General features: G+C 67.1%; 28 protein-coding genes. All 28 read left to right on the forward strand.

Annotation, left to right across the window (positions count from 1 at the left end):
* Window positions 1-42: 42 nt before the first annotated feature.
* The gene (locus LL946_RS12175; protein WP_404380994.1) at window positions 43-816 is read left to right on the forward strand and encodes a hypothetical protein; all 774 of its coding nucleotides are present in this window, start codon (window positions 43-45) and stop codon (window positions 814-816) included.
* A 376-nt stretch (window positions 817-1,192) separates the two neighbouring features.
* Window positions 1,193-1,819 carry a 50S ribosomal protein L10 gene (gene rplJ / locus LL946_RS12180; protein ID WP_404380996.1) on the forward strand — a complete coding sequence of 209 codons (627 nt, stop codon included), beginning with the start codon at window positions 1,193-1,195 and terminating at the stop codon, window positions 1,817-1,819.
* Window positions 1,820-1,903: 84 nt separating this feature from the next.
* A complete protein-coding gene (gene rplL, locus LL946_RS12185) occupies window positions 1,904-2,293 on the forward strand; it encodes a 50S ribosomal protein L7/L12 (RefSeq protein WP_404380998.1) in 390 nt (129 codons plus the stop codon).
* Between the two features lie 440 nt (window positions 2,294-2,733).
* On the forward strand, window positions 2,734-6,222 hold the full coding sequence (gene rpoB / locus LL946_RS12190; RefSeq protein WP_404381000.1) for a DNA-directed RNA polymerase subunit beta: 3,489 nt from the start codon (window positions 2,734-2,736) through the stop codon (window positions 6,220-6,222).
* Window positions 6,223-6,335: 113 nt separating this feature from the next.
* On the forward strand, window positions 6,336-10,226 hold the full coding sequence (locus LL946_RS12195; protein WP_404381002.1) for a DNA-directed RNA polymerase subunit beta': 3,891 nt from the start codon (window positions 6,336-6,338) through the stop codon (window positions 10,224-10,226).
* A gap of 160 nt (window positions 10,227-10,386) precedes the next feature.
* Window positions 10,387-10,920, forward strand: coding sequence for a GNAT family N-acetyltransferase (locus LL946_RS12200; RefSeq protein ID WP_404381004.1), 534 nt, complete (start codon window positions 10,387-10,389; stop codon window positions 10,918-10,920).
* Window positions 10,921-11,216: 296 nt separating this feature from the next.
* Complete coding sequence (rpsL, locus tag LL946_RS12205) at window positions 11,217-11,591, forward strand: 30S ribosomal protein S12 (protein ID WP_147064741.1); 375 nt, start codon at window positions 11,217-11,219, stop codon at window positions 11,589-11,591.
* Window positions 11,591-12,061: a 30S ribosomal protein S7 gene (gene rpsG, locus LL946_RS12210; RefSeq protein WP_147064743.1), complete on the forward strand. Its 471-nt coding sequence runs from the start codon at window positions 11,591-11,593 to the stop codon at window positions 12,059-12,061. The genes rpsL and rpsG overlap by 1 nt, the downstream gene beginning before the upstream one ends.
* Window positions 12,062-12,200: 139 nt before the next feature.
* Window positions 12,201-14,318, forward strand: a complete 2,118-nt coding sequence (gene fusA, locus LL946_RS12215; RefSeq protein WP_404381007.1) for an elongation factor G — start codon at window positions 12,201-12,203, stop codon at window positions 14,316-14,318.
* A 145-nt stretch (window positions 14,319-14,463) separates the two neighbouring features.
* Window positions 14,464-15,660 (forward strand): elongation factor Tu, encoded by a 1,197-nt coding sequence (gene tuf, locus LL946_RS12220; RefSeq protein ID WP_404381009.1) that lies wholly within the window; start codon window positions 14,464-14,466, stop codon window positions 15,658-15,660.
* A gap of 297 nt (window positions 15,661-15,957) precedes the next feature.
* Window positions 15,958-16,527, forward strand: a complete 570-nt coding sequence (locus LL946_RS12225) for a hypothetical protein (protein ID WP_404381011.1) — start codon at window positions 15,958-15,960, stop codon at window positions 16,525-16,527.
* Between the two features lie 435 nt (window positions 16,528-16,962).
* Window positions 16,963-17,271, forward strand: coding sequence for a 30S ribosomal protein S10 (rpsJ, locus tag LL946_RS12230; protein ID WP_009775966.1), 309 nt, complete (start codon window positions 16,963-16,965; stop codon window positions 17,269-17,271).
* 10 nt (window positions 17,272-17,281) lie between these two features.
* Window positions 17,282-17,938, forward strand: coding sequence for a 50S ribosomal protein L3 (gene rplC, locus LL946_RS12235; protein ID WP_404381013.1), 657 nt, complete (start codon window positions 17,282-17,284; stop codon window positions 17,936-17,938).
* Window positions 17,939-17,943: 5 nt separating this feature from the next.
* The gene (gene rplD, locus LL946_RS12240) at window positions 17,944-18,942 is read left to right on the forward strand and encodes a 50S ribosomal protein L4 (protein WP_404381015.1); all 999 of its coding nucleotides are present in this window, start codon (window positions 17,944-17,946) and stop codon (window positions 18,940-18,942) included.
* A complete protein-coding gene (gene rplW, locus LL946_RS12245; RefSeq protein ID WP_404381017.1) occupies window positions 18,939-19,244 on the forward strand; it encodes a 50S ribosomal protein L23 in 306 nt (101 codons plus the stop codon). Before rplD ends, rplW begins: the two co-directional genes overlap by 4 nt.
* Window positions 19,245-19,275: 31 nt before the next feature.
* Window positions 19,276-20,112, forward strand: coding sequence for a 50S ribosomal protein L2 (gene rplB, locus LL946_RS12250; protein WP_404381019.1), 837 nt, complete (start codon window positions 19,276-19,278; stop codon window positions 20,110-20,112).
* 17 nt (window positions 20,113-20,129) lie between these two features.
* Window positions 20,130-20,411: a 30S ribosomal protein S19 gene (rpsS, locus tag LL946_RS12255; protein ID WP_009775961.1), complete on the forward strand. Its 282-nt coding sequence runs from the start codon at window positions 20,130-20,132 to the stop codon at window positions 20,409-20,411.
* A gap of 47 nt (window positions 20,412-20,458) precedes the next feature.
* Window positions 20,459-20,827 carry a 50S ribosomal protein L22 gene (rplV, locus tag LL946_RS12260; protein ID WP_404386885.1) on the forward strand — a complete coding sequence of 123 codons (369 nt, stop codon included), beginning with the start codon at window positions 20,459-20,461 and terminating at the stop codon, window positions 20,825-20,827.
* Window positions 20,827-21,651, forward strand: coding sequence for a 30S ribosomal protein S3 (gene rpsC / locus LL946_RS12265; RefSeq protein WP_404381021.1), 825 nt, complete (start codon window positions 20,827-20,829; stop codon window positions 21,649-21,651). The genes rplV and rpsC overlap by 1 nt, the downstream gene beginning before the upstream one ends.
* On the forward strand, window positions 21,651-22,070 hold the full coding sequence (rplP, locus tag LL946_RS12270; RefSeq protein WP_009775958.1) for a 50S ribosomal protein L16: 420 nt from the start codon (window positions 21,651-21,653) through the stop codon (window positions 22,068-22,070). Before rpsC ends, rplP begins: the two co-directional genes overlap by 1 nt.
* Entirely contained in the window at window positions 22,070-22,318 is a 249-nt protein-coding gene (gene rpmC / locus LL946_RS12275; protein ID WP_404381024.1) for a 50S ribosomal protein L29, read from the forward strand. The genes rplP and rpmC overlap by 1 nt, the downstream gene beginning before the upstream one ends.
* Window positions 22,319-22,326: 8 nt before the next feature.
* The gene (gene rpsQ / locus LL946_RS12280; protein ID WP_404386887.1) at window positions 22,327-22,614 is read left to right on the forward strand and encodes a 30S ribosomal protein S17; all 288 of its coding nucleotides are present in this window, start codon (window positions 22,327-22,329) and stop codon (window positions 22,612-22,614) included.
* Window positions 22,615-22,678: 64 nt separating this feature from the next.
* Complete coding sequence (gene rplN / locus LL946_RS12285) at window positions 22,679-23,047, forward strand: 50S ribosomal protein L14 (protein ID WP_035913313.1); 369 nt, start codon at window positions 22,679-22,681, stop codon at window positions 23,045-23,047.
* Between the two features lie 3 nt (window positions 23,048-23,050).
* A complete protein-coding gene (gene rplX / locus LL946_RS12290; RefSeq protein WP_404381026.1) occupies window positions 23,051-23,398 on the forward strand; it encodes a 50S ribosomal protein L24 in 348 nt (115 codons plus the stop codon).
* Window positions 23,399-23,403: 5 nt separating this feature from the next.
* On the forward strand, window positions 23,404-23,970 hold the full coding sequence (rplE, locus tag LL946_RS12295; RefSeq protein WP_404381028.1) for a 50S ribosomal protein L5: 567 nt from the start codon (window positions 23,404-23,406) through the stop codon (window positions 23,968-23,970).
* A 1-nt stretch (window position 23,971) separates the two neighbouring features.
* A complete protein-coding gene (locus LL946_RS12300; protein WP_035902511.1) occupies window positions 23,972-24,157 on the forward strand; it encodes a type Z 30S ribosomal protein S14 in 186 nt (61 codons plus the stop codon).
* A gap of 160 nt (window positions 24,158-24,317) precedes the next feature.
* Window positions 24,318-24,716, forward strand: coding sequence for a 30S ribosomal protein S8 (gene rpsH / locus LL946_RS12305; RefSeq protein WP_035931779.1), 399 nt, complete (start codon window positions 24,318-24,320; stop codon window positions 24,714-24,716).
* Between the two features lie 11 nt (window positions 24,717-24,727).
* Window positions 24,728-25,264 (forward strand): 50S ribosomal protein L6, encoded by a 537-nt coding sequence (gene rplF, locus LL946_RS12310; RefSeq protein ID WP_404381031.1) that lies wholly within the window; start codon window positions 24,728-24,730, stop codon window positions 25,262-25,264.

Consider the following 25,264-nt stretch of genomic DNA (forward strand, 5'->3'; position numbering starts at 1 on the left):
CCGTTACCCTCGAAGGACTCAACCGGGAGGGATCCACTCACCATGACCATCTCCATGCGCCGCTCCAGCGGCGCCGCGCTCGCCCTGTCCGCCCTCCTCGCGCTGGGTGCCTGCGGCTCCTCGGACGGCGGGTCCGGGAGCGGCACCTCCGAGACCGGGTCGTCCGACGCCGGCGCCGACGCCGCACAGGGCGACAAGGTCGACGCCGGCGAGGTCGCCGGCCGCATGGTCAAGGCCATGGAGAAGGCCGGCAGCGGCACGATGACCATGAAGACCGGGGGCCAGGAGGCGTCGGGCGACTTCCGCTACGTCGACGGCAAGCTCGAGCAGCACACGACGGTCCCCGTCGAGGGCTCCGAGATGGAGATCATCGCCGTCGGCGACTTCGTCTACCTCAAGGGCCTCCCGGGTCAGGCGAAGCCCTGGGTCAAGATCGACCCGAACGGTGAGGACCCGATCAGCCAGATGTTCAAGGGCATCGTCGAGGGCGGCGTGAGCGACCCGACCAAGATGGCGGCCAACCTCAAGGGCACCCAGGCCACCGTCAAGGCCAAGGAGGGTGGCAACACGACCTACGAGTTCGCCGTCGACCCGGCCAAGGCCATGGGCAGCACGCCGAGCCCGTCGGCCAGCGCCTCCGCCGAGCCGCTGACGATGACCTACGTCCTCGACAAGGACGACCGCCCCGTGACGATCTCGACGTCGGCCGCAGGCCAGTCGATCGAGGTCACCTACAGCGACTGGGGCAAGAAGGTCGAGATCGCCGCCCCGCGGGCCGACCAGGTCGGCTCGATCAGCCTCCCCTCCGCCAGCTGACCACACCGCGACCCGACGTCCTCCCGCTCGACCCGACGTCGTCCCGCTCCACCCTGGTTCCCAACCCGGGTGGAGCGGTCCTTTATCGGGTCACCCGATAAAGCGGCCGGGGGAGTGGTGCTCGCAGGCGACCAGGGGGACGATTTGGTCGCCGGGCCCTCGCCCGTCTACTGTGTCCCTTGACCAAAGACCGCCGGTTGTCCGGTGCACCCGCACCAGACCGAAGGTTCCGCGAGAGCGGGCAACCAGCGCAGGCCGAGATTCGACACAGCACGTCCAACGCGACGTGCCGCCACGAGCCCCGCGCCCTGCGCCGGGGCTCGATCTGTTTTTCGTGGCTCCTTCCCGGAGGTCGAACCGACGGAAGGAGGCCCGAATGTCTCGTGCAGACAAGTCCGCGGCGATCGCCGAGCTCGCGGAGAAGTTCCGTAGCTCCAACGCCGCTGTTCTCACGGAGTACCGCGGGCTCTCGGTGGCACAGATCACCGAGCTTCGTGGCGCCCTTCGTGGCAACGCGACCTACGCCGTGGTCAAGAACACGCTGACCGAGCTCGCCGCCAAGGAGGCCGGAGTCACGGCCTTCGACGGGCAGCTCGTGGGACCGTCCGCCATCGCCTTCGTCGACGGTGACCCGGTCGAGGCCGCAAAGGGCCTGCGTGACTTCGCCAAGGCAAACCCCCTCCTCGTGATCAAGAGCGGCCTGCTTGACGGCAAGGCGCTCTCGTCCGACGAGATCAAGAAGCTCGCGGACCTCGAGTCCCGCGAGGTTCTCCTTGCCAAGCTGGCGGGCGCCATGAACGCCTCGCTCAGCAAGGCTGTCTACCTCTTCGCCGCACCGCTCTCGCAGACCGCTCGGGTCGTCGACGCGCTGCGTGCCAAGGTCGAGGTCGAGGGTCCGGCTGCTGCCGCTCCCGCGGCCGAGGCCACCGAGGAGACCCCCGCCGAGGCCGCACCAGCGGCTGAGGCAACCGCAGACGTCGCCACGGGTGGCGACGACGCCTGAGTTCTGGGCGACACCACGCACAGAGCTCCAGGTTTTACACACCACCGCCACTCACGGCATACACGAAGTAGAAAGGCAGCCATCATGGCCAAGCTCAGCACCGACGAGCTCCTTGAGGCCTTCAAGGAGATGACCCTCATCGAGCTCTCCGAGTTCGTCAAGCAGTTCGAGGACACCTTCGGCGTCACCGCCGCCGCGCCCGTCGCGGTTGCGGCTGCCGGCGCCCCGGCCGGTGGCGGCGACTCCGCTGCCGCCGAGGAGCAGGACGAGTTCGACGTCATCCTGACCGCTGCCGGCGACAAGAAGATCGCCGTCATCAAGGAGGTCCGCGCGCTGACCTCCCTCGGTCTCAAGGAGGCCAAGGACCTCGTCGACGGCGCCCCGAAGCCCGTCCTCGAGAAGGTCGACAAGGCCGCGGCCGACAAGGCCAAGGAGCAGCTCGAGGGCGCAGGCGCGACCGTCGAGCTCAAGTGAGCTGAGCCTCGAGAGAGGCTGACTCGCCGTGAACGGGCGGTGTGGATCCGATCGGATCCACACCGCCCGTTCCGCATGTCCGGGGGCGGGGCAGCGGCGACACGCGAGAACGCCCAGGTGCCGCGCTTGACGTTCGCCGCTGGGACAGTCATCCTTTCCGGGTCACACCGCGTGCCTCCCGCATGCGACGGCTGACCGGACCTGCATCTCGCCCGTGAGGGCGAAATTGGACAGGGTTGGACTGTTGCGCCCTTTTTGTCTAGACTGTTGCTTTGCCCTGCCCATGACCTCCGCCCGCGCTCGTCGAGCGACCTCCGTCGTGCCACCGCCGCATCCCGGCTCCCGCACGAGTGCGTGGTCCTCTCAACCCCGAGACCGGACCGGTTCACATGGGTGGTGCGACCACCGTTGAAAACACATGGCCAGTGGAAGGACCATCCTTGGCTGCCTCGCGCACCGCGTCCAAGACCGTGACCACCGCATTGACGGCTTCGGGCCGTCTCTCGTTCGGCAAGATCCGAGAGCCCCTGGAGGTCCCCGACCTCCTCGCACTGCAGACCGAGAGCTTCGACTGGCTCCTCGGCAACGAGCGGTGGCAGGAGCGCGTCGCTGAGGCGCGCGCCGCCGGCCGCGACGACGTCCCGGAGCGTTCCGGGCTCGAGGACATCTTCGAGGAGATCTCCCCGATCGAGGACTTCAGCGGATCCATGTCGCTGTCGTTCCGCGACCACCGCTTCGAAGATGTCAAGTACTCCATCGAGGACTGCAAGGAGCGCGACCAGACCTACTCCGCGCCCCTGTTCGTCACCGCGGAGTTCATGAACAACACCACTGGCGAGATCAAGAGCCAGACCGTCTTCATGGGTGACTTCCCGCTCATGACCGAGCGTGGCACGTTCATCATCAACGGCACCGAGCGTGTCGTCGTCTCGCAGCTCGTCCGCAGCCCGGGCGTCTACTTCGAGCGCACCGCCGACAAGACGTCCGACAAGGACATCTACACGGCCAAGATCATCCCGAGCCGCGGCGCCTGGCTCGAGTTCGAGATCGACAAGCGCGACATGGTCGGCGTCCGCGTCGACCGCAAGCGCAAGCAGTCGGTCACCGTGCTCCTCAAGGCCCTCGGCATGACCGAGGCCCAGATCCGTGAGGAGTTCGCCGGCTACGAGTCGATCGAGCTCACCCTCGACAAGGACAACACCGAGGGCCAGGACGACGCGCTGCTCGACATCTACCGCAAGCTGCGTCCGGGCGAACCGCCCACCCGTGAGGCCGCGCAGAACCTGCTCGACAACCTCTACTTCAACGGCAAGCGCTACGACCTGGCCAAGGTCGGTCGCTACAAGATCAACAAGAAGCTCGGCCTCGACGGCGAGCTCACCAACTCGACGCTGGCCATCGACGACATCGTCGCGACGATCAAGTACATCGTGGCGCTGCACAACGGCGACGACACCCTGCCGGGCACCCGCAAGGGCGAGGCCGTCGACATCCGCGTCGAGACCGACGACATCGACCACTTCGGCAACCGTCGCCTGCGCAACGTCGGCGAGCTCATCCAGAACCAGGTCCGCACGGGCCTGTCCCGGATGGAGCGCGTCGTGCGCGAGCGGATGACGACCCAGGACGTCGAGGCGATCACGCCGCAGACCCTGATCAACATCCGCCCCGTGGTGGCGTCGATCAAGGAGTTCTTCGGCACCTCGCAGCTGTCGCAGTTCATGGACCAGAACAACCCGCTCTCCGGGCTGACGCACAAGCGTCGTCTGTCCGCGCTGGGCCCGGGTGGTCTCTCCCGTGACCGCGCCGGCATGGAGGTCCGTGACGTCCACCCGTCGCACTACGGCCGCATGTGCCCGATCGAGACCCCTGAGGGTCCCAACATCGGCCTCATCGGTTCACTCGCGTCCTACGGCCGCATCAACGCGTTCGGCTTCATCGAGACCCCGTACCGCAAGGTCGTCAAGGGTCGCATCACCGACGAGATCCACTACCTGTCGGCTGACGAGGAGGACGAGCACGTCATCGCCCAGGCGAACGCGACGCTCGACGCCGAGGGTGACCGGTTCGCCCACGAGCGCGTCCTCGTGCGCGTCAAGGGTGGCGAGGTCGAGTACATCCCGGCCGACGACGTCGACTACATCGACGTCTCCGCCCGCCAGATGGTCTCGGCCGCGACGGCACTCATCCCCTTCCTCGAGCACGACGACGCCAACCGTGCGCTCATGGGTTCCAACATGCAGCGCCAGGCCGTCCCGCTCGTCAAGGCGGAGGCACCGCTCGTCGGCACCGGCATGGAGTTCCGCGCCGCCGTCGACTCCGGTGACGTCGTCGTCGCCGAGAAGGCCGGTGTCGTGACCGAGGTCTCCGCCGACCTCGTCACCGTCGCCGCCGACGACGGCACCTCGCGCACCTACCGGATCGACAAGTTCACCCGCTCCAACCAGGGCAACAGCTACAACCAGCGTGTGGTCGTGGCCGAGGGTGACCGTGTCGAGAAGGGTGGCCTCATCGCCGACGGTCCCGCGACCGACGGTGGCGAGATGGCCCTGGGTCGCAACCTCCTCGTGGCGTTCATGCCGTGGGAGGGCCACAACTACGAGGACGCGATCATCCTCAGCCAGCGCCTGGTCCAGGACGACGTCCTCTCCTCGATCCACATCGAGGAGCACGAGGTCGACGCCCGCGACACCAAGCTCGGCCCGGAGGAGATCACCCGCGACATCCCCAACGTCTCCGAGGAGGTCCTCGCCGACCTCGACGAGCGCGGGATCATCCGCATCGGTGCCGAGGTCCGCGACGGCGACCTCCTCGTCGGCAAGGTCACGCCCAAGGGCGAGACCGAGTTGACCCCGGAGGAGCGCCTGCTCCGTGCGATCTTCGGTGAGAAGGCCCGCGAGGTGCGCGACACCTCGCTCAAGGTCCCTCACGGTGAGACCGGCACGGTCATCGCGGTCAAGGTGTTCGACAAGGACGACGGCGACGAGCTGCCCCCGGGCGTCAACCAGCTCGTGCGGGTCTACGTGGCCAACAAGCGCAAGATCACCGACGGTGACAAGCTCGCCGGCCGCCACGGCAACAAGGGCGTCATCTCCAAGATCCTCCCGGTCGAGGACATGCCCTTCCTCGAGGACGGCACGCCGGTCGACGTCGTGCTCAACCCGCTCGGGGTCCCCGGTCGAATGAACATCGGCCAGATCCTCGAGCTGCACCTGGGTTGGGCCGCGAGCCGAGGCTGGGACATCGAGGGCAACCCCGAGTGGGCCGAGCTCATCCCCGCGGACGCCCGTTCCGCCGAGCCGGGCACGCGTGTCGCCTCGCCGGTGTTCGACGGTGTGCGCGAGAACGAGATCGTGGGTCTGCTCGACAGCACCCGCAAGACCCGCGACGACGTGCGCCTCATCGACGGTTCCGGCAAGACGAACCTGTTCGACGGCCGCTCCGGTGAGCCCTACCCGCACCCCGTGTCGGTCGGCTACATGTACATCCTCAAGCTGCACCACCTCGTGGACGACAAGATCCACGCGCGCAGCACGGGTCCGTACTCGATGATCACCCAGCAGCCGCTCGGCGGTAAGGCCCAGTTCGGTGGCCAGCGCTTCGGTGAGATGGAGGTCTGGGCGCTCGAGGCCTACGGCGCCGCCTACGCGCTGCAGGAGCTCCTCACGATCAAGTCCGACGACGTCAACGGTCGCGTCAAGGTCTACGAGGCGATCGTCAAGGGCGACAACATCCCCGAGCCCGGCATCCCCGAGTCCTTCAAGGTGCTCATCAAGGAGATGCAGAGCCTCTGCCTCAACGTCGAGGTCCTGTCCAGCGATGGCCAGGCGATCGAGATGCGTGAGGCCGAGGACGACGTCTTCCGCGCCGCGGAGGAGCTCGGCATCGACCTGTCGCGCCGCGAGCCCAGTTCGGTCGAAGAAGTCTGATCCGTATGCCGTGCGCTCACCTGACGCACACCGCGCTCGGCGAGCGCACGGCATACCCAGGCTTGTTCTGACCCACCCATAGATTTAGCAAGAGACACGAGAGAAGGAACCACGTGCTCGACGTCAACTTCTTCGACGAACTGCGCATTGGCCTCGCCACCGCTGACTCCATCCGCGAGTGGAGCCACGGCGAGGTGAAGAAGCCCGAGACCATCAACTACCGCACCCTCAAGCCCGAGAAGGACGGACTCTTCTGCGAGAAGATCTTCGGCCCGACCCGGGACTGGGAGTGCGCGTGTGGCAAGTACAAGCGTGTCCGCTTCAAGGGCATCATCTGTGAGCGCTGCGGCGTCGAGGTGACCCGTGCGGCCGTGCGTCGTGAGCGGATGGGCCACATCGAGCTCGCCGCCCCCGTCACCCACATCTGGTACTTCAAGGGCGTCCCCTCGCGCCTGGGCTACCTGCTCGACCTCGCGCCGAAGGACCTCGAGAAGGTCATCTACTTCGCCGCCTACATGATCACGAGCGTCGACGAGGACCAGCGTCACACCGACCTGCCCTCGCTCGAGGCCCAGATCGAGGTCGAGAAGAAGGAGCTCGAGAACCGTCGCGACGCCGACGTCGAGACCCGCGCCAAGAAGCTCGAGGACGACATCGCCGCCCTCGAGGCCGAGGGTGCCAAGTCCGACGCCAAGCGCAAGGTCCGCGACTCGGCCGAGCGCGAGATGAACCAGATCCGCAAGCGTGCGGACGCCCAGGTCGAGCGCCTCGCGCAGGTCTGGGACCGGTTCAAGAACCTCAAGGTCCAGGACCTCGAGGGCGACGAGATCCTCTACCGCGAGATGCGTGACCGCTTCGGTCTGTACTTCGAGGGTGGGATGGGTGCCGCGGCGATCCAGAAGCGCCTGCAGTCCTTCGACCTCGAGGCCGAGGCCGAGCTGCTGCGCGAGATCATCGCCACCGGCAAGGGCCAGAAGAAGACCCGTGCCCTCAAGCGGCTCAAGGTCGTGTCGGCGTTCATGACGACGACCAACAAGCCCGACGGCATGGTCCTCGACGCCGTCCCGGTCATCCCGCCGGACCTGCGCCCGATGGTGCAGCTCGACGGTGGCCGCTTCGCGACGTCGGACCTCAACGACCTCTACCGTCGCGTCATCAACCGCAACAACCGCCTCAAGCGACTGCTCGACCTCGGCGCACCCGAGATCATCGTCAACAACGAGAAGCGGATGCTCCAGGAGGCTGTCGACAGCCTCTTCGACAACGGCCGTCGTGGTCGCCCGGTCACGGGCCCCGGCAACCGTCCGCTCAAATCGCTGTCCGACATGCTCAAGGGCAAGCAGGGCCGGTTCCGCCAGAACCTCCTCGGCAAGCGCGTCGACTACTCCGGCCGTTCGGTCATCGTCGTCGGCCCGCAGCTCAAGCTGCACCAGTGCGGCCTGCCCAAGCAGATGGCGCTCGAGCTCTTCAAGCCGTTCGTGATGAAGCGACTGGTCGACCTCGACCACGCGCAGAACATCAAGTCGGCCAAGCGCATGGTCGAGCGTCACCGCTCCGTCGTGTGGGATGTCCTCGAAGAGGTCATCACCGAGCACCCGGTGCTGCTCAACCGCGCACCCACCCTGCACCGCCTCGGCATCCAGGCCTTCGAGCCGCAGCTCGTCGAGGGCAAGGCCATCCAGATCCACCCGCTCGTCTGTACCGCCTTCAACGCGGACTTCGACGGTGACCAGATGGCCGTGCACGTGCCGCTCTCCGCGGAGGCGCAGGCCGAGGCCCGCATCCTCATGCTGTCGAGCAACAACATCCTCAAGCCGGCCGACGGTCGTCCGGTGACCATGCCCACCCAGGACATGATCATCGGTCTCTACCACCTCACCTCCGGTGTCGAGGGCTCGCAGGGCGAGGGTCGGGTCTTCTCGACCGTGTCCGAGGCCCGCATGGCGTTCGACGCCGGCGAGATCCTGCTCGGCACGCCCGTGCGGATCCGCCTCAAGGACGTCGTCCCGACGCCCGGCACCGAGCTGCCCGAGGGCGTCGAGGCCGACGCCGAGGGCTACGTCGCCGAGTGGCTGCCGGAGACCACCCTGGGTCGCGCGCTCTTCAACGAGACGCTGCCCGTGGACTACCCGTACGTCAACGACCAGGTCGACAAGAAGCGTCTGTCGACGATCGTCAACGACCTCGCCGAGCGCTACAGCAAGGTGCAGGTCGCGGCCTCGCTCGACGCGCTCAAGGAGTACGGCTTCCACTGGGCCACCCGGTCCGGCATCACGGTCGCCATCTCCGACGTGGTCACGCCTCCGCGCAAGCTCGAGATCCTCGAGGCCTACGAGACCAAGGCGACCAAGGTGCAGACCCAGTACGAGCGGGGTCTCATCACGGACGACGAGCGTCGCCAGGAGCTCATCGAGATCTGGACGCAGGCCACCAACGAGGTCGCCAAGGAGATGGAAGCGAACATCCCGCACACCAACACCATCTTCCGCATGGTGTCCTCGGGTGCTCGAGGCAACTGGATGCAGCTGCGCCAGATCGCCGGTATGCGTGGCCTCGTGTCCAACCCGAAGGGCGAGATCATCCCGCGCCCGATCCGCGCGAACTTCCGCGAGGGTCTGTCCGTGCTCGAGTTCTTCATCTCGACGCACGGTTCGCGCAAGGGCCTGGCCGACACCGCGCTCCGTACGGCGGACTCGGGCTACCTCACGCGTCGTCTCGTCGACGTGTCGCAGGACGTCATCATCCGCGAGGACGACTGTGGCACCGAGCGTGGCCTGCCCATGCCGATCGCCGCTGTCGACGAGCGCACGGGCAACCGCGCGGTCCACGACGACGTCGAGACCTCGGTCTACGCCCGCACGCTCGCCGAGGACGTCGTCAAGGACGGCGAGACGCTGGCCGAGGCCGGCATCGACCTCGGTGACATCGTCATCGGCGCGCTCTTCGCCGCCGGTGTCGACAGCGTCAAGGTCCGCTCGGTCCTCACCTGCGACAGCAAGGTCGGGACGTGTGCGCTTTGCTACGGCCGCTCGCTGGCCACCGGCAAGCTCGTCGACATCGGCGAGGCCGTCGGCATCATCGCGGCCCAGTCGATCGGTGAGCCCGGTACCCAGCTGACGATGCGTACCTTCCACACCGGTGGTGTGGCCGGTGACGACATCACGCAGGGTCTGCCCCGTGTCGTCGAGCTCTTCGAGGCCCGCACCCCCAAGGGTGTGGCCCCGATCGCCGAGGCCAGTGGCCGGATCACGATCGAGGAGACCGACAAGGCTCGTCGCATCCTGCTCACGCCGGACGACGGCTCCGAGGAGCACGCCTACCCGGTGACCAAGCGTGCGCGTCTGCTCGTCTCCGACGGCCAGAGCGTCGAGGTCGGCACGCAGCTGACGCAGGGTTCGATCGACCCCAAGCAGGTCCTTCGCATCCTCGGCCCGCGCGCCGTCCAGGTCCACCTGGTCGACGAGGTCCAGGACGTCTACCGCCAGCAGGGTGTGTCGATCCACGACAAGCACATCGAGGTCATCGTCCGGCAGATGCTCCGCCGGATCACGATCATCGAGGCCGGCAACGCCGACCTGCTGCCGGGCATGCTCGCCGAGCGTGGCCGCTTCGAGGACGAGAACCGTCGCGTCGTCGCCGAGGGCGGCACCCCTGCCTCGGGTCGTCCCGAGCTCATGGGTATCACCAAGGCGTCGCTGGCGACCGAGTCGTGGCTGTCCGCGGCCTCGTTCCAGGAGACGACGCGCGTCCTCACCGAGGCCGCCATGGAGGGCAAGTCCGACTCCCTCCTCGGCCTCAAGGAGAACGTCATCCTCGGCAAGCTCATCCCGGCCGGCACCGGTCTGTCGCGCTACCGCAACATCAACGTGGAGCCGACCGAAGAGGCCAAGGCCGCGATGTACTCGATGCCGAGCTACGACGAGTTCGCCTACCCGGCCTTCGGTCCGGGCTCGGGCGAGGCCGTCCGCCTCGACGACAGCGAGCTGGGTCTCGACCGTCTCTGACGGTCCAGGGACGGTCTGAGCCAGGCCGAACGACAAGGGCGGGTATGCCGTGTGGTCACCACACGGCATACCCGCCCTTTCGCGTGCACCCAGGTCCTCGGGAACGGGGGGAGATGCAACGCGTTCGTGAGGACCGGGGGCCGGGTGAGAGGGTGGGCGCATGCGTGACGACATGATCATCCGGCGCGAGCAGCCCGAGGACTTCGCGGCCATCGCCGCCCTGCACGACGACGCCTTCCCGCGCGTCGAGGGTGCCGCCCGGTCGGTCGAGTCGAGCCTGGTCGACGAGCTGCGTGGTGACGGGGACGTCATCGAGGACCTCACCTTCGTCGCCGAGCTCGACGGCGCGGTCGTCGGGCACGTCCTGTGCTCGGAGGCGACGCTGGGGGAGGGGGCCGCCGTCGGGCTCGGCCCCATCGCCGTCGCCCCGCACCTCCAGCGCCAGGGGATCGGTGCCGCCCTCATGGCCTCGGTCATCGCCTCGTCCGAGCAGCGCGGCGACACCGTGATCGTGCTGCTCGGAGACCCCGAGTACTACGGCCACTTCGGCTTCGTGCCCGCCTCGGAGCACGGCATCGGCTCTCCCGGACCCTGGCCCGACGCCCACTTCCAGGCCAAGACGCTGCGTGCGTGGCGAGCCGGGCTCGCCGGTCCCTTCCGCTACGCCCCCGCCTTCGAACGGCTCGACTCCTGAGGCGTCCTGCGCGATTTGGAGCACTCACGGCATACCGGTATCGTTGAGCACCGTGTCTGGCTAGGCCCAGACGTTGGTCAAGTGCAGGGCGCCGAGTGCCCCTGGAACTGACCGCCCACCTTTCGCCGGGCGCCCCGACACCACGACCGAGATCACGTCACTGTGATGCGGGCTGGAGCGGGGAGTGCAGGGGAAAGCATCCGGTGCGACACACCCGACCGCGGGGGTCGAGCGCCGGACATCCAAGGAGTTGCGGCAGCCGCCGTGACATCGACCAGACAGACAAAGGATCCAGGTTGCCTACCATCAACCAGCTGGTGCGCAAGGGCCGGCAGGACAAGACCACCAAGGTCACCACTCCTGCCCTCAAGGGCTCTCCGCAGCGCCGCGGTGTGTGCACGCGTGTGTACACCACCACCCCCAAGAAGCCGAACTCCGCGCTCCGCAAGGTCGCGCGCGTCAAGCTCACCTCCGGCATCGAGGTCACGGCCTACATCCCCGGTGAGGGCCACAACCTCCAGGAGCACTCGATCGTGCTCGTCCGCGGTGGCCGTGTGAAGGACCTTCCCGGCGTTCGCTACAAGATCATCCGTGGCTCGCTCGACACCCAGGGTGTCAAGGGCCGCAAGCAGGCTCGCAGCCGCTACGGCGCCAAGAAGGAGAAGAAGTAATGCCTCGTAAGGGCCCCGCTCCGAAGCGCCCCCTCGTCATCGACCCGGTCTACCAGAGCCCGCTCGTGACCCAGCTCGTCAACAAGATCCTCCTCGACGGCAAGAAGTCCATCGCCGAGACGATCGTCTACGGCGCCCTCGAGGGTGCCCGCGAGAAGAGCGGCACCGACCCCGTGCTGCTGCTCAAGCGCGCGCTGGACAACATCAAGCCGACCCTCGAGGTCAAGTCCCGCCGCGTCGGCGGTGCGACCTACCAGGTGCCGATCGAGGTCAAGCCCAACCGCGCCGTGACCCTGTCGCTGCGCTGGCTGGTCGGCTACTCGCGTCAGCGTCGTGAGAAGACCATGACCGAGCGCCTCATGAACGAGATCCTCGACGCCTCCAACGGCCTCGGCGCGGCAGTCAAGCGTCGCGAGGACACGCACAAGATGGCCGAGTCCAACCGGGCCTTCGCGCACTACCGCTGGTGACTTCCCGGTATGCCGGGTGCGCACCTCCCACGCAGAGCGTGGGACCCGTCGCTCCCGGCATACCGGAACCCGCGGTTCCGTTGGAACCGCACGGCACGACCGCACAGAACTTCCGCAACGAGCGAGATGAGATAACCGAGTGGCACTCGACGTCCTGACGGACCTCAACAAGGTCCGCAACATCGGCATCATGGCGCACATCGACGCCGGCAAGACGACGACGACGGAGCGCATCCTCTTCTACACCGGCGTCAACCACAAGATCGGTGAGACGCACGACGGCGCCTCGACGACCGACTGGATGGAGCAGGAGAAGGAGCGCGGCATCACGATCACGTCTGCCGCCGTGACCTCCTTCTGGGGCGACAACCAGATCAACATCATCGACACCCCCGGCCACGTCGACTTCACCGTCGAGGTCGAGCGCTCGCTTCGCGTCCTCGACGGCGCCGTCGCGGTGTTCGACGGCAAGGAGGGCGTCGAGCCCCAGTCCGAGACCGTGTGGCGCCAGGCCGACAAGTACGACGTCCCCCGCATCGCGTTCGTCAACAAGATGGACAAGCTCGGCGCGGACTTCTACTTCACCGTGCAGACCATCAAGGACCGCCTGGGCGCCGAGCCCCTCGTCATCCAGCTGCCGATCGGCGCGGAGAACGACTTCGTCGGTGTCATCGACCTCGTCGAGATGCGTGCCCTCGTGTGGCCCGGCGACGCCAAGGGCGACGTGACCATGGGTGCCAAGTACGAGGTCCAAGAGATCCCCGCGGACCTCCAGGCCAAGGCCGACGAGTACCGCCACCACCTCATCGAGCGCGTCGCCGAGTCCGACGACGCCCTCATGGAGAAGTACCTCGGTGGCGAGGAGCTCACGGTCGCCGAGATCAAGGCCGGCATCCGCGCGCTCACCGTCTCCTCGACGCTCTACCCGATCCTCTGTGGCTCGGCGTTCAAGAACCGTGGCGTCCAGCCGATGCTCGACGCGGTCGTCGACTACCTCCCCTCGCCGATCGACGTGCCCCCGATGGTGGGTCACAAGGCCGGCGACGAGACCGTCCCGATGACCCGCAAGCCGGACCGCGACGAGCCGTTCTCGGCCCTCGCGTTCAAGGTCGCCAGCCACCCGTTCTTCGGCACGCTGACCTTCATCCGCGTCTACTCCGGCCGCATCGCCGCCGGCTCCCCGGTCGTCAACACGACCAAGGGCCGCAAGGAGCGCGTCGGCAAGCTCTTCCAGATGCACGCCAACAAGGAGAACCCCGTGGACGAGGCCCTCGCGGGTCACATCTACGCGGCGATCGGCCTCAAGGACACCACGACCGGTGACACCCTGAGCGACCCCGACCAGCAGATCGTGCTCGAGTCGATGTCGTTCCCGGACCCGGTCATCCAGGTGGCCATCGAGCCCAAGACCAAGGGTGACCAGGAGAAGCTCTCCACGGCCATCCAGAAGCTCTCGGCCGAGGACCCGACCTTCCAGGTCCACCTCGACGAGGACACGGGCCAGACGATCATCGCCGGCATGGGCGAGCTCCACCTCGACATCCTCGTCGACCGCATGAAGCGCGAGTTCAAGGTCGAGGCCAACGTCGGCAAGCCGCAGGTCGCCTACCGCGAGACCATCCGTCGCACGGTCGAGAAGCACGACTACACCCACAAGAAGCAGACGGGTGGGTCGGGCCAGTTCGCCAAGATCCAGATCCGCCTCGAGCCGCTCGACACCACCGAGTCCGGTGAGCTGTACGAGTTCGAGAACAAGGTCACCGGTGGTCGCGTCCCGCGCGAGTACATCCCGTCGGTCGACGCCGGTATCCAGGACGCGATGCAGTACGGCGTCCTCGCCGGCTACCCGCTCGTGGGCATCAAGGCCGCGCTGCTCGACGGCGCCTACCACGACGTCGACTCCTCGGAGATGGCGTTCAAGATCGCTGGGTCGATGGCGCTCAAGGAGGCCGTCCGCAAGGCCGACCCCGTGATCCTCGAGCCGATGATGGCTGTCGAGGTGCGTACGCCCGAGGAGTACATGGGCGACGTCATCGGTGACATCAACTCCCGCCGTGGCCACATCCAGGCCATGGAGGACATCAGTGGTGCCAAGGTCGTCAAGGGCCTTGTCCCGCTGTCCGAGATGTTCGGTTACGTCGGAGACCTCCGGTCGAAGACGCAGGGCCGGGCGAACTACTCGATGGAGTTCGACTCCTACGCAGAGGTTCCCAAGTCCGTCGCCGAAGAGATCATCGCCAAGACCCGGGGCGAGTGACCGCTAGACTGGTCGCTGGTCCACGGATCTGAGCACCCTGGTCGACACGCCGTCGACCGCACTCAGTTCAACCACCCCCAAGTACGACGCCACGTCCTGCCCGGTCGTGAGGCGTTTCACCAAAGAGTCCTGAGGAGGACACCAAGTGGCGAAGGCAAAGTTCGAGCGGACCAAGCCGCACGTCAACATCGGCACCATTGGTCACATCGACCACGGTAAGACGACGCTGACGGCTGCGATCTCCAAGGTCCTGCACGACAAGTACCCGGACCTGAACCCGCAGTTCGCGTTCGACGACATCGACAAGGCGCCCGAGGAGAAGCAGCGCGGTATCACCATCTCCATCGCGCACATCGAGTACCAGACCGAGAAGCGTCACTACGCGCACGTTGACTGCCCCGGTCACGCGGACTACGTCAAGAACATGATCACCGGTGCTGCGCAGATGGACGGTGCGATTCTCGTCGTCGCCGCCACTGACGGCCCGATGCCGCAGACCAAGGAGCACATCATCCTGGCTCGCCAGGTTGGTGTCCCCTACATCGTCGTGGCGCTCAACAAGGCCGACATGGTCGACGACGAGGAGATCCTCGAGCTCGTCGAGATGGAGGTCCGCGAGCTGCTGTCCACCTACGAGTTCCCGGGCGACGACGTTCCCGTCGTCAAGGTCTCGGCGCTCAAGGCCCTCGAGGGCGACGCCGAGTGGGGCCAGACGGTCATGGAGCTCATGGACGCGGTCGACGAGTCGATCCCGGAGCCCGAGCGTGACGTCGACAAGCCGTTCCTCATGCCCGTCGAGGACGTCTTCACGATCACCGGTCGTGGCACCGTCGTCACCGGTCGTATCGAGCGCGGTGTCCTGAACGTCAACGAGGACGTCGAGATCGTCGGCATCCACGAGGGCGCGGCCACCAAGACCACCGTCACCGGCATCGAGATGTTCCGCAAGCTCCTCGACGAGGGTCGCGCGGGCGAGAACGTCGGTCTGCTCATCCGTGGCATCAAGCGCGAGGAGGTGGAGCGCGGCCAGGTCATCTGCAAGCCGGGCTCGATCACCCCGCACACGAACTTCGAGGCCAACGTCGTCATCCTGTCCAAGGACGAGGGCGGCCGCCACACGCCGTTCTACGACAACTACCGCCCGCAGTTCTACTTCCGCACCACGGACGTCACCGGCGTCGTCACGCTGCCCGAGGGCACCGAGATGGTCATGCCCGGTGACAACACCGAGATGTCGGTCGAGCTCATCCAGCCGATCGCCATGGAAGAGGGCCTCAAGTTCGCCATCCGTGAGGGTGGCCGGACCGTCGGCGCCGGTCGCGTCACCAAGATCACCAAGTGATCACTGGTTGACCGACTGCGTCACTGACGCACTCGTGAAGGGCCCCGTCTGCTTCGGCAGGCGGGGCCCTTCCGCATGCCGTGTCAGGGCCGCCGGACATGCACAACGCAGCAGGTGACCCGCGCGCCCTGCTCGGCTCCCCGTCGGCCGAGGGGTACTGCATGTCCGGCGGGCCGTGGGTGCATCCGGACCCACAGGTTCGTGACAGGTTCGCCATACGCATGGCCCAGTTCGCCGCCCCACTCTGGAGTCAGCAAGGTCGACCAGTGGGGTCGGCTGCGACGAGAGGAACCCCTCATGCCCAGGATCACCAGGACGACCGCACTCGCCGGAGTGGCCGGTGCAGCCGCAGTCACGCTCGCCGGCTTCGGAGCCAACGCCGCCCTCGCCGAGACCACCCCGAGCCCGACGTCGAGCTCGTCCACCTCGACCGCTCAGCCCGGAGACGAGACCGATCGGGGCCACGGCGGCAGGGGTCACGGCATGGGCGGCACGAAGGGCGCCGACGCCTCCACCCTCGCCGAGGCGCTGGGCCTCGACGAGGCCAAGGTCGAGGCCGCCATCACCAAGGTGCGCGAGGCCACCCGGCCCACGGAGAGGCCCGCCGAGGGCACGGAGCCCAGCGAGGCCGACCGCGAGGCGCGCAGGACGGCATACGTCGCCGCCCTGGCCAAGGAGCTCGGCTTGACCGAGGACAAGCTCACCGAGGCGCTCGAGACGGTGCGTGACGCCCACCAGGCCGAGCACCGCACCCGGCTGGGGGAGCGGCTCGACGAGGCCGTCACCGACGGCACGCTCACGGAGGCCGACAAGGCGTCGGTCCTCAAGGCCTTCGACGCCGGCGTCCTCGGTGGTGGCCCTCGCTGACGCTGCCGCGGTGCGCACGAGAAGCCCTCGCGGGATAGGGAGCCGCGGGGGCTTCGGCGTGCCCGGGGGAGCGGGCTCGGCGCGCCACGTGCGCTGGTATGCCGTCTGTGTGCGCCTCGATTTGGTAGGTCACCCCCGCCTCTGGCACACTTGTCAGGTTGCTTGGTGCGGGACGCCATCCCCTCGACCACTCGAGGAGAAACGGCCCGCCACTGCACCGTGAGAACACACCGAACCGGTCATTTCCGGGGCGACACACGGCAGGCCAGAGCAGCTCCGGTTCACCGGAGCTTCGATCCATTCGATGGACAGGCGCGGAATCGCGTATGCCGTTGAACCGCGGAGCGGGCGCGACACGCCCGACCTCGGGGGTCGGAGACACGAACCGACCTGAGACAGAAGTAAGAAGACGGCGAGAGAGAGACGGAAGCCAAGATGGCGGGACAGAAGATCCGCATCCGCTTGAAGTCGTATGACCACGAGGTCATCGACAACTCGGCGCGGAAGATCGTCGACACGGTGACCCGTGCCGGCGCGACGGTGGTCGGCCCTGTGCCGCTCCCCACGGAGAAGAACGTCTTCGTGGTCATCCGTTCGCCGCACAAGTACAAGGACAGCCGCGAGCACTTCGAGATGCGCACCCACAAGCGCCTCATCGACATCATCGACCCGACGCCCAAGGCCGTCGACTCGTTGATGCGTCTCGACCTGCCGGCTGACGTCAACATCGAGATCAAGCTCTGAGGGTTGACTGATGACTGACATTGCAACCAAGACCGTGAAGGGTGTGCTGGGCAAGAAGCTCGGCATGACCCAGGTGTGGGACGCCGACAACAAGCTCGTCCCCGTCACCGTCATCGAGGCCGGCCCCTGCGTCGTCACGCAGGTGCGCAACGCCGAGACCGATGGCTACGCCGCTGTTCAGATCGCCTTCGGTGCGATCGACCCGCGCAAGGTGACCAAGCCGCTCACCGGCCACTTCGAGAAGGCCGGCGTCACGCCGCGCCGTCACCTCGTCGAGCTCCGCACCGCGGACGCCGCCGAGTACTCGCTGGGCCAGGAGCTCACCGCCGAGACCTTCGAGGCCGGCACGGCCGTCGACGTCTCCGGCACCACCAAGGGCAAGGGCTTCGCCGGTGTCATGAAGCGTCACGGCTTCCACGGCGTCTCCTCCTCCCACGGTTCGCACAAGAACCACCGCAAGCCGGGCTCGATCGGTGGCTGCGCCACCCCGGGTCGCGTGTTCAAGGGCATGCGCATGGCCGGCCGCATGGGTGGCGTGCGCCAGACCACCCAGAACCTGACGATCCACGCGGTCGACGCCGAGAAGGGCCTGCTGCTCGTCAAGGGCGCCGTCCCCGGCCCCCGCGGCGCGGTCGTTCTCGTCCGCAACGCCGTGAAGGGAGCGTGACCACGATGGCCAACACCGTCAATGTCGACCTGCCCGCCGAGATCTTCGACGTGCAGACCAACATCCCGCTCATCCACCAGGTCGTCGTCGCCCAGCTCGCCGCCGCGCGTCAGGGCACGCACTCGACCAAGTCCCGCGGCGAGGTCCGCGGTGGTGGACGCAAGCCGCACCGCCAGAAGGGCACCGGCCGCGCCCGTGCGGGCTCGACCCGCGCGCCGCACTGGACCGGCGGTGGCGTCGTCCACGGACCGACGCCTCGCGACTACGCGCAGCGCACCCCCAAGAAGATGAAGGCTGCTGCCCTGCGCGGCGCCCTCTCCGACCGGGCGCGCAACGGTCGCATCCACGTCGTGGCCTCCTTGGTCCAGGGTGACGCCCCGTCGACCAAGGAAGCCGTCTCGCTGCTCGCCGGCCTGACCGAGCGCAAGAACATGCTCGTCGTCCTCGACCGCAGCGACATCATCTCGATGAAGTCGGTGCGCAACCTGGACAACCTGCACGTCATCGCGGTCGACCAGCTCAACACGTACGACGTGCTCTGCGCCGACGACGTGGTCTTCACGCAGGCTGCCTTCGACGCGTTCGTCGCCGGCCCGACCGCACAGGTCAAGACCTTCGACGCCACCGTCGTCACCGAGGCTGCTGCCCCGGCCGAGAAGGCCCCCAAGGCCGACAAGGTCGAGAAGGCCCCCAAGGCTGAGGAGGCTGCCAAGGCCGACAAGCCGGCCAAGGTCGCCGAGGTCGCACCCGAGGCCGACGCCGACGGCGGCTTCGGCCCAGACAGCCACGCTGCCCTCGAGGACGGCTCCGCCCCCGCGGGCTTCGACGTCAAGGGCAACAAGGACTCGATGAAGTACCACGTGCCCGGTTCGCGCTGGTACGACGCCACTGCCGCCGAGGTCTGGTTCCGCTCCGCGGACGCCGCCAAGGCCGCCGGGTTCGTCCCGGCCGGTGGCGAGGCCGCCCAGCAGATCTCCGAGGCCCAAGAGGAGGCAGGCAAGTGAGCCTTGCATCGGGGAAGAACCCCCGCGACATCCTGATCGCACCGGTCGTGTCCGAGAAGTCCTACGGGCTGCTCGACGAGGGCAAGTACACCTTCATCGTCGACCCGCGTTCGAACAAGACCGAGATCAAGATCGCCGTCGAGCAGATCTTCAACGTCAAGGTCGACTCCGTCCACACGCTCAACCGCAAGGGCAAGACGCGGCGTACCCGCTTCGGCCTGGGCAAGCGCAAGGACACCAAGCGCGCGATCGTCACCCTCCGCGAGGGCACGATCGACATCTTCGGCAGCGCCGGCGCCTGAGAGACGACTGAGGAACTTAAGGAAACACGACATGGGTATCCGCAAGTACAAGCCGACGACGCCTGGCCGTCGCGGCTCAAGCGTCGCCGACTTCGTCGAGGTCACGCGCTCCACGCCTGAGAAGTCGCTCGTGCGCCCGCTCACCAAGAGCGGTGGCCGCAACAACAACGGCCGCATCACGACGCGTCACATCGGTGGTGGCCACAAGCGCGCCTACCGACTCATCGACTTCCGTCGCCACGACAAGGACGGCGTGCCGGCCAAGGTCGCTCACATCGAGTACGACCCCAACCGCACCGCACGCATCGCCCTGCTGCACTACGCCGACGGTGAGAAGCGCTACATCCTGGCCCCCAAGGGCCTGGAGCAGGGCGCCAACATCGAGAACGGCCCCGGTGCCGACATCAAGCCCGGCAACAGCCTTCCGCTGCGCAACATCCCGACCGGTACGGTCGTCCACGCCGTCGAGCTCCGCCCCGGTGGCGGCGCGAAGATCGCGCGTTCGGCCGGTGTCCGCGTGCAGCTCGTCGCCAAGGACGGCCCCTACGCCCAGCTGCGTATGCCGTCCGGCGAGATCCGCAACGTCGACGCCCGCTGCCGCGCCACCATCGGCGAGGTCGGCAACGCCGAGCAGTCCAACATCAACTGGGGCAAGGCCGGCCGCATGCGCTGGAAGGGCAAGCGCCCGACCGTCCGTGGTGTCGTCATGAACCCGGTCGACCACCCGCACGGTGGTGGAGAGGGTCGCACCTCCGGTGGTCGCCACCCGGTGAGCCCCTGGGGCAAGCCCGAGGGCCGCACCCGTCGCCCCGGCAAGCCCAGCGACAAGATGATCGTCCGCCGACGCCGCACTGGCAAGAAGCGCTGACAAGGAGCCTTTGACACATGCCTCGTAGCTTGAAGAAGGGCCCCTTCATCGACGACCACCTTCAGAAGAAGGTGGACGTCCAGAACGAAGCGGGTACCAAGAACGTCATCAAGACCTGGTCGCGCCGTTCGGTCATCAGTCCGGACATGCTCGGCCACACCCTCGCCGTCCACGACGGCCGCAAGCACGTCCCGGTGTTCGTCACCGAGTCGATGGTCGGCCACAAGCTCGGCGAGTTCGCACCCACGCGCACCTTCAAGGGTCACGTGAAGGACGACAAGAAGGGCCGGCGCCGCTGATGGCCACCACCACCGAAACCAAGGCCACCGAGGCCGTGTCTCCTGCACTGGAGGCTCGGGCCCAGGCCCGTCACGTCCGGGTGACCCCGCAGAAGGCGCGTCGCGTCATCGACCTCATCCGCGGCAAGAACGCCAGCGAGGCCATCGCCACGCTGCGCTTCGCCCCGCAGTCGGCGTCCGACCCGATCCTCAAGGTCCTCGAGAGCGCCATCGCCAACGCCCGCGTCAAGGCCGACAAGACGGCCGAGCGCTTCGACGAGCGCGAGCTCGTCATCACGTCGGCGTTCGTCGACGAGGGCGCGACGATGAAGCGTTTCCGTCCGCGCGCACAGGGTCGCGCCTCACGCATCAACAAGCGCACGAGCCACATCACCGTGGTCGTCGCGCCCAAGCCCAGCAAGGGAGGCAACCGCTAATGGGTCAGAAGGTCAACCCGCACGGCTTCCGTCTGGGTATCACGTCCGAGCACCGCAGCCGCTGGTTCGCTGACTCCACCAAGGAGGGTCAGCGCTACCGCGACTACGTCAAGGAGGACGTCGCCATCCGCAAGCTCATGTCCGAGGGCATGGAGCGAGCCGGCATCTCCAAGGTCGAGATCGAGCGCACCCGTGACCGCGTCCGCGTGGACATCCACACGGCACGTCCGGGCATCGTCATCGGTCGCCGTGGCGCCGAGGCCGACCGCATCCGCGGCGAGCTCGAGAAGCTCACGGGCAAGCAGGTGCAGCTGAACATCCTCGAGGTCAAGAACCCCGAGACCGACGCTCAGCTCGTCGCCCAGGGCGTGGCCGAGCAGCTCTCTGCTCGCGTCTCGTTCCGTCGCGCCATGCGCAAGAGCATGCAGTCGGCGACCCGCGCCGGTGCCAAGGGCATCCGCGTCCAGGTCTCCGGCCGCCTCGGCGGCGCCGAGATGTCCCGCACCGAGTTCTACCGCGAGGGTCGCGTGCCGCTGCACACCCTCCGCGCGAACATCGACGTGGGCTTCTACGAGGCCCGCACCACCTTCGGCCGCATCGGCGTGAAGGTCTGGATCTACAAGGGTGACCTCACCGCTCGTGAGCTCGCTGCCCAGCAGGCCACCGCGCCGCGCCAGGGCCGTGGCCCGCGTCGCGACGGCCCGGGCGCCGACCGTCCGGCTCGCGCCCGTCGTGGCGACCGCCAGGACGCCCCCCAGACCGAGGCCCCGGCCGCTGCCGAGGCTCCGGCCGCCGCAGCGACCACTGAGGGAGGGACCAGCTGATGTTGATTCCCCGTCGCGTCAAGCACCGCAAGCAGCACCACCCGGGTCGTTCCGGCGCTGCCAAGGGTGGGACGACCATCGCCTTCGGTGACTACGGCCTCCAGGCTCTCGAGCCGGCATACGTCACCAACCGTCAGATCGAGTCCGCGCGTATCGCGATGACTCGCTACATGAAGCGTGGCGGCAAGGTGTGGATCAACATCTACCCCGACCGCCCGCTGACCAAGAAGCCGGCTGAGACCCGCATGGGTTCCGGTAAGGGTTCGCCCGAGTGGTGGATCGCCAACGTCAAGCCCGGACGCATCATGTTCGAGATCTCCGGTGTGTCCGAAGAGGTCGCGCGCGAAGCCATGCGCCTGGCCATGCACAAGCTGCCGATGAAGTGCCGCTTCGTCCAGCGTGAGGGTGGTGACTTCTGATGGCAGTCGGTTCCAAGGACCTGATCTCCAAGGAGCTTCGTGGGTTCGACGACGAGCGTCTCGTCGACGAGCTGCGCAAGGCCAAGGAGGAGCTGTTCAACCTGCGGTTCCAGTCCGCAACCGGTCAGCTCGACAACCACGGTCGGCTCCGTGCCGTCCGCAAGGACATCGCCCGGATCTACACCGAGATGCGCGAGCGTGAGCTCGGTATCGGTTCCGCCCCGACCGAGTCGGAGGACACCAAGTGAGTGAGAACGTGAAGGACGAGAACGTGACCGAGCAGACCGAGACCGCTCGGAACTACCGCAAGACCCGCCAGGGCTACGTCGTCAGCGACAAGATGGACAAGACCGTCGTCGTCGAGGTCGAGGACCGCGTCAAGCACGCGCTCTACGGCAAGGTTCTGCGTCGTTCCAGCAAGGTCAAGGCGCACGACGAGGAGAACGTCGCCGGCATCGGTGACCGTGTCCTCATCATGGAGACCCGACCGCTCTCCGCGACCAAGCGCTGGCGCCTGGTCGAGGTCCTCGAGAAGGCCAAGTAAGCCACTGTTCGGCCAGGCTCCGCCGCGAGGCGGAGAACCAGCACGACGTATAGGAGACAGATAAGTGATCCAGCAGGAGTCGCGAGTGCGCGTCGCCGACAACACCGGTGCCAAGGAAATCTTGTGCATCCGTGTTCTCGGTGGCTCGGGTCGCCGGTATGCCGGTATTGGCGACACGATCGTCGCCACGGTGAAGGACGCCATCCCCGGTGGCAACGTCAAGAAGGGCGACGTCGTCAAGGCGGTCATCGTCCGCACCAAGAAGGAGCGCCGTCGTGCCGACGGTTCCTACATCAAGTTCGATGAGAACGCCGCAGTGATCCTCAAGACCGACGGTGACCCCCGTGGTACCCGCATCTTCGGCCCGGTGGGCCGCGAGCTTCGCGACAAGAAGTTCATGAAGATCATCTCGCTGGCGCCGGAGGTGCTCTGAGCCATGGCGAAGTTCCGCATCAAGAAGGGTGACACCGTCCAGGTGCTCACCGGCAAGGACAAGGGTTCGACCGGCAAGGTCATCGCGGTCTACCGCGAGACCGACCGCGTCCTCGTCGAGGGCGTCAACCGCGTCACCCGTCACACCAAGGCCGGTCAGACTGCCCGTGGCAGCCAGACCGGTGGCCTCGTCGTGCAGGAGGCGCCGATCCACGTGAGCAACGTGCAGGTCGTCGACCCGTCCGACAAGAAGCCGACCCGTACCAAGACCCGCGTCGAGACCGTCGAGCGTGACGGGCGCCAGAAGGCTGTCCGGACCCGCGTCGGCGTGCGCTCGGGCAAGGACCTGTGAGCCTGATGACTGAGACCACCACCGTGGCAAGCCCCCGCCTCAAGCAGCGCTACGCGGACGAGATCCGCGCCGGCCTGCTCGAGCAGTTCGGCTACGCCAACGTCATGCAGGTTCCCGGCGTCGTCAAGGTCGTCGTCAACATGGGTGTCGGCGACGCGGCCAAGGACAGCAAGCTCATCGAGGGCGCGGTTCGCGACCTCACGGCGATCACCGGCCAGAAGCCGGTCGTCACCAAGGCGCGCAAGTCCATCGCCCAGTTCAAGCTGCGTGAGGGCATGCCGATCGGCACGCACACCACGCTGCGTGGCGACCGCATGTGGGAGTTCCTCGACCGCCTCATCTCGGTCGCTCTTCCCCGCATCCGCGACTTCCGTGGCATGAGCCCCAAGCAGTTCGACGGGCGCGGCAACTACACCTTCGGCCTCACGGAGCAGTCGATGTTCCACGAGATCGACCAGGACAAGATCGACCGCGTGCGTGGCATGGACATCACCATCGTCACCACGGCGACGAACGACGACGAGGGACGCGCGCTGCTCAAGGCGCTCGGCTTCCCCTTCAAGGAGAACTGAGATGGCCAAGACCGCTCTTGTCAACAAGGCGAACAAGAAGCCGAAGTTCAAGGTGCGCGGCTACACGCGCTGCCAGCGCTGCGGCCGTCCCCACTCGGTCTACCGCAAGTTCGGCCTGTGCCGGATCTGCCTCCGGGAGATGGCCCACCGCGGCGAGCTCCCCGGTGTGACCAAGTCCTCCTGGTGACGTTCCAGAACTGAAGATCCCCGGTATGCCGTGGGGCGCAAGCCCCGCTGCCACCGCACCCGCCGCACCACGCGGCATACCCCCAAGACCATCTACATCGAAGGTCAGCCGGAGCAACAGCCCCGGATGAAACCACGGTGAGAAGGGCGGAGAAGCCCACATGACAATGACTGACCCGATTGCGGACATGTTGACCCGCGTCCGGAACGCCAACTCGGCGCACAAGGACACGGTCGCCATGCCGTTCAGCAAGCTCAAGTCGCACATCGCGGAGATCCTCGAGGCCGAGGGTTACATCGCCGGCTGGACCGTCGAGGACGCCGAGGTCGGCAAGACCCTGACGATCAACCTCAAGTACGGCCCCAACCGCGAGCGTTCCATCGCGGGTGTGCGTCGCGTGTCCAAGCCCGGACTGCGCGTCTACGCCAAGTCGACCAACCTTCCCAAGGTTCTCGGTGGACTCGGTGTCGCCATCATCTCGACCTCCTCCGGTCTCCTGACCGACCGGCAGGCCGCCAACAAGGGTGTGGGTGGGGAAGTCCTCGCCTACATCTGGTAAGGGGATCTGACATGTCGCGCATCGGACGTCTTCCGGTTGCCATCCCCTCCGGTGTCGAGATCAACGTCGAGGGCCAGACCGTCAAGGTCAAGGGTCCCAAGGGCGAGCTCGCGCACACGGTGGCTCAGCCGATCACGGTTGAGAAGACCGATGGTGAGGTCCAGGTGTCCCGGCCGAACGACGAGCGCGAGTCGCGCTCGCTCCACGGCCTGACCCGCTCGCTCATCAACAACATGGTCCTCGGTGTCACCGAGGGCTACGTCAAGAAGCTCGAGATCCACGGCACGGGTTACCGCGTGCAGAACAAGGGCGGTTCGCTCGAGTTCGCACTCGGCTACTCCCACTCGATCACGGTCGAGGCGCCGCAGGGCATCACCTTCACCGTCGAGAACCCCACCCGGTTCCAGGTCGAGGGCATCGACAAGCAGCTCGTCGGTGAGGTTGCCGCCAACATTCGCAAGCTCCGCAAGCCCGACCCGTACAAGGGCAAGGGCGTGCGCTACGCCGGCGAGCACATCCGCCGCAAGGTCGGAAAGGCTGGTAAGTAG

The sequence above is a fragment of the Knoellia locipacati genome (assembly GCF_044791685.1).
GTDB lineage: Bacteria > Actinomycetota > Actinomycetes > Actinomycetales > Dermatophilaceae > Knoellia > Knoellia locipacati_A.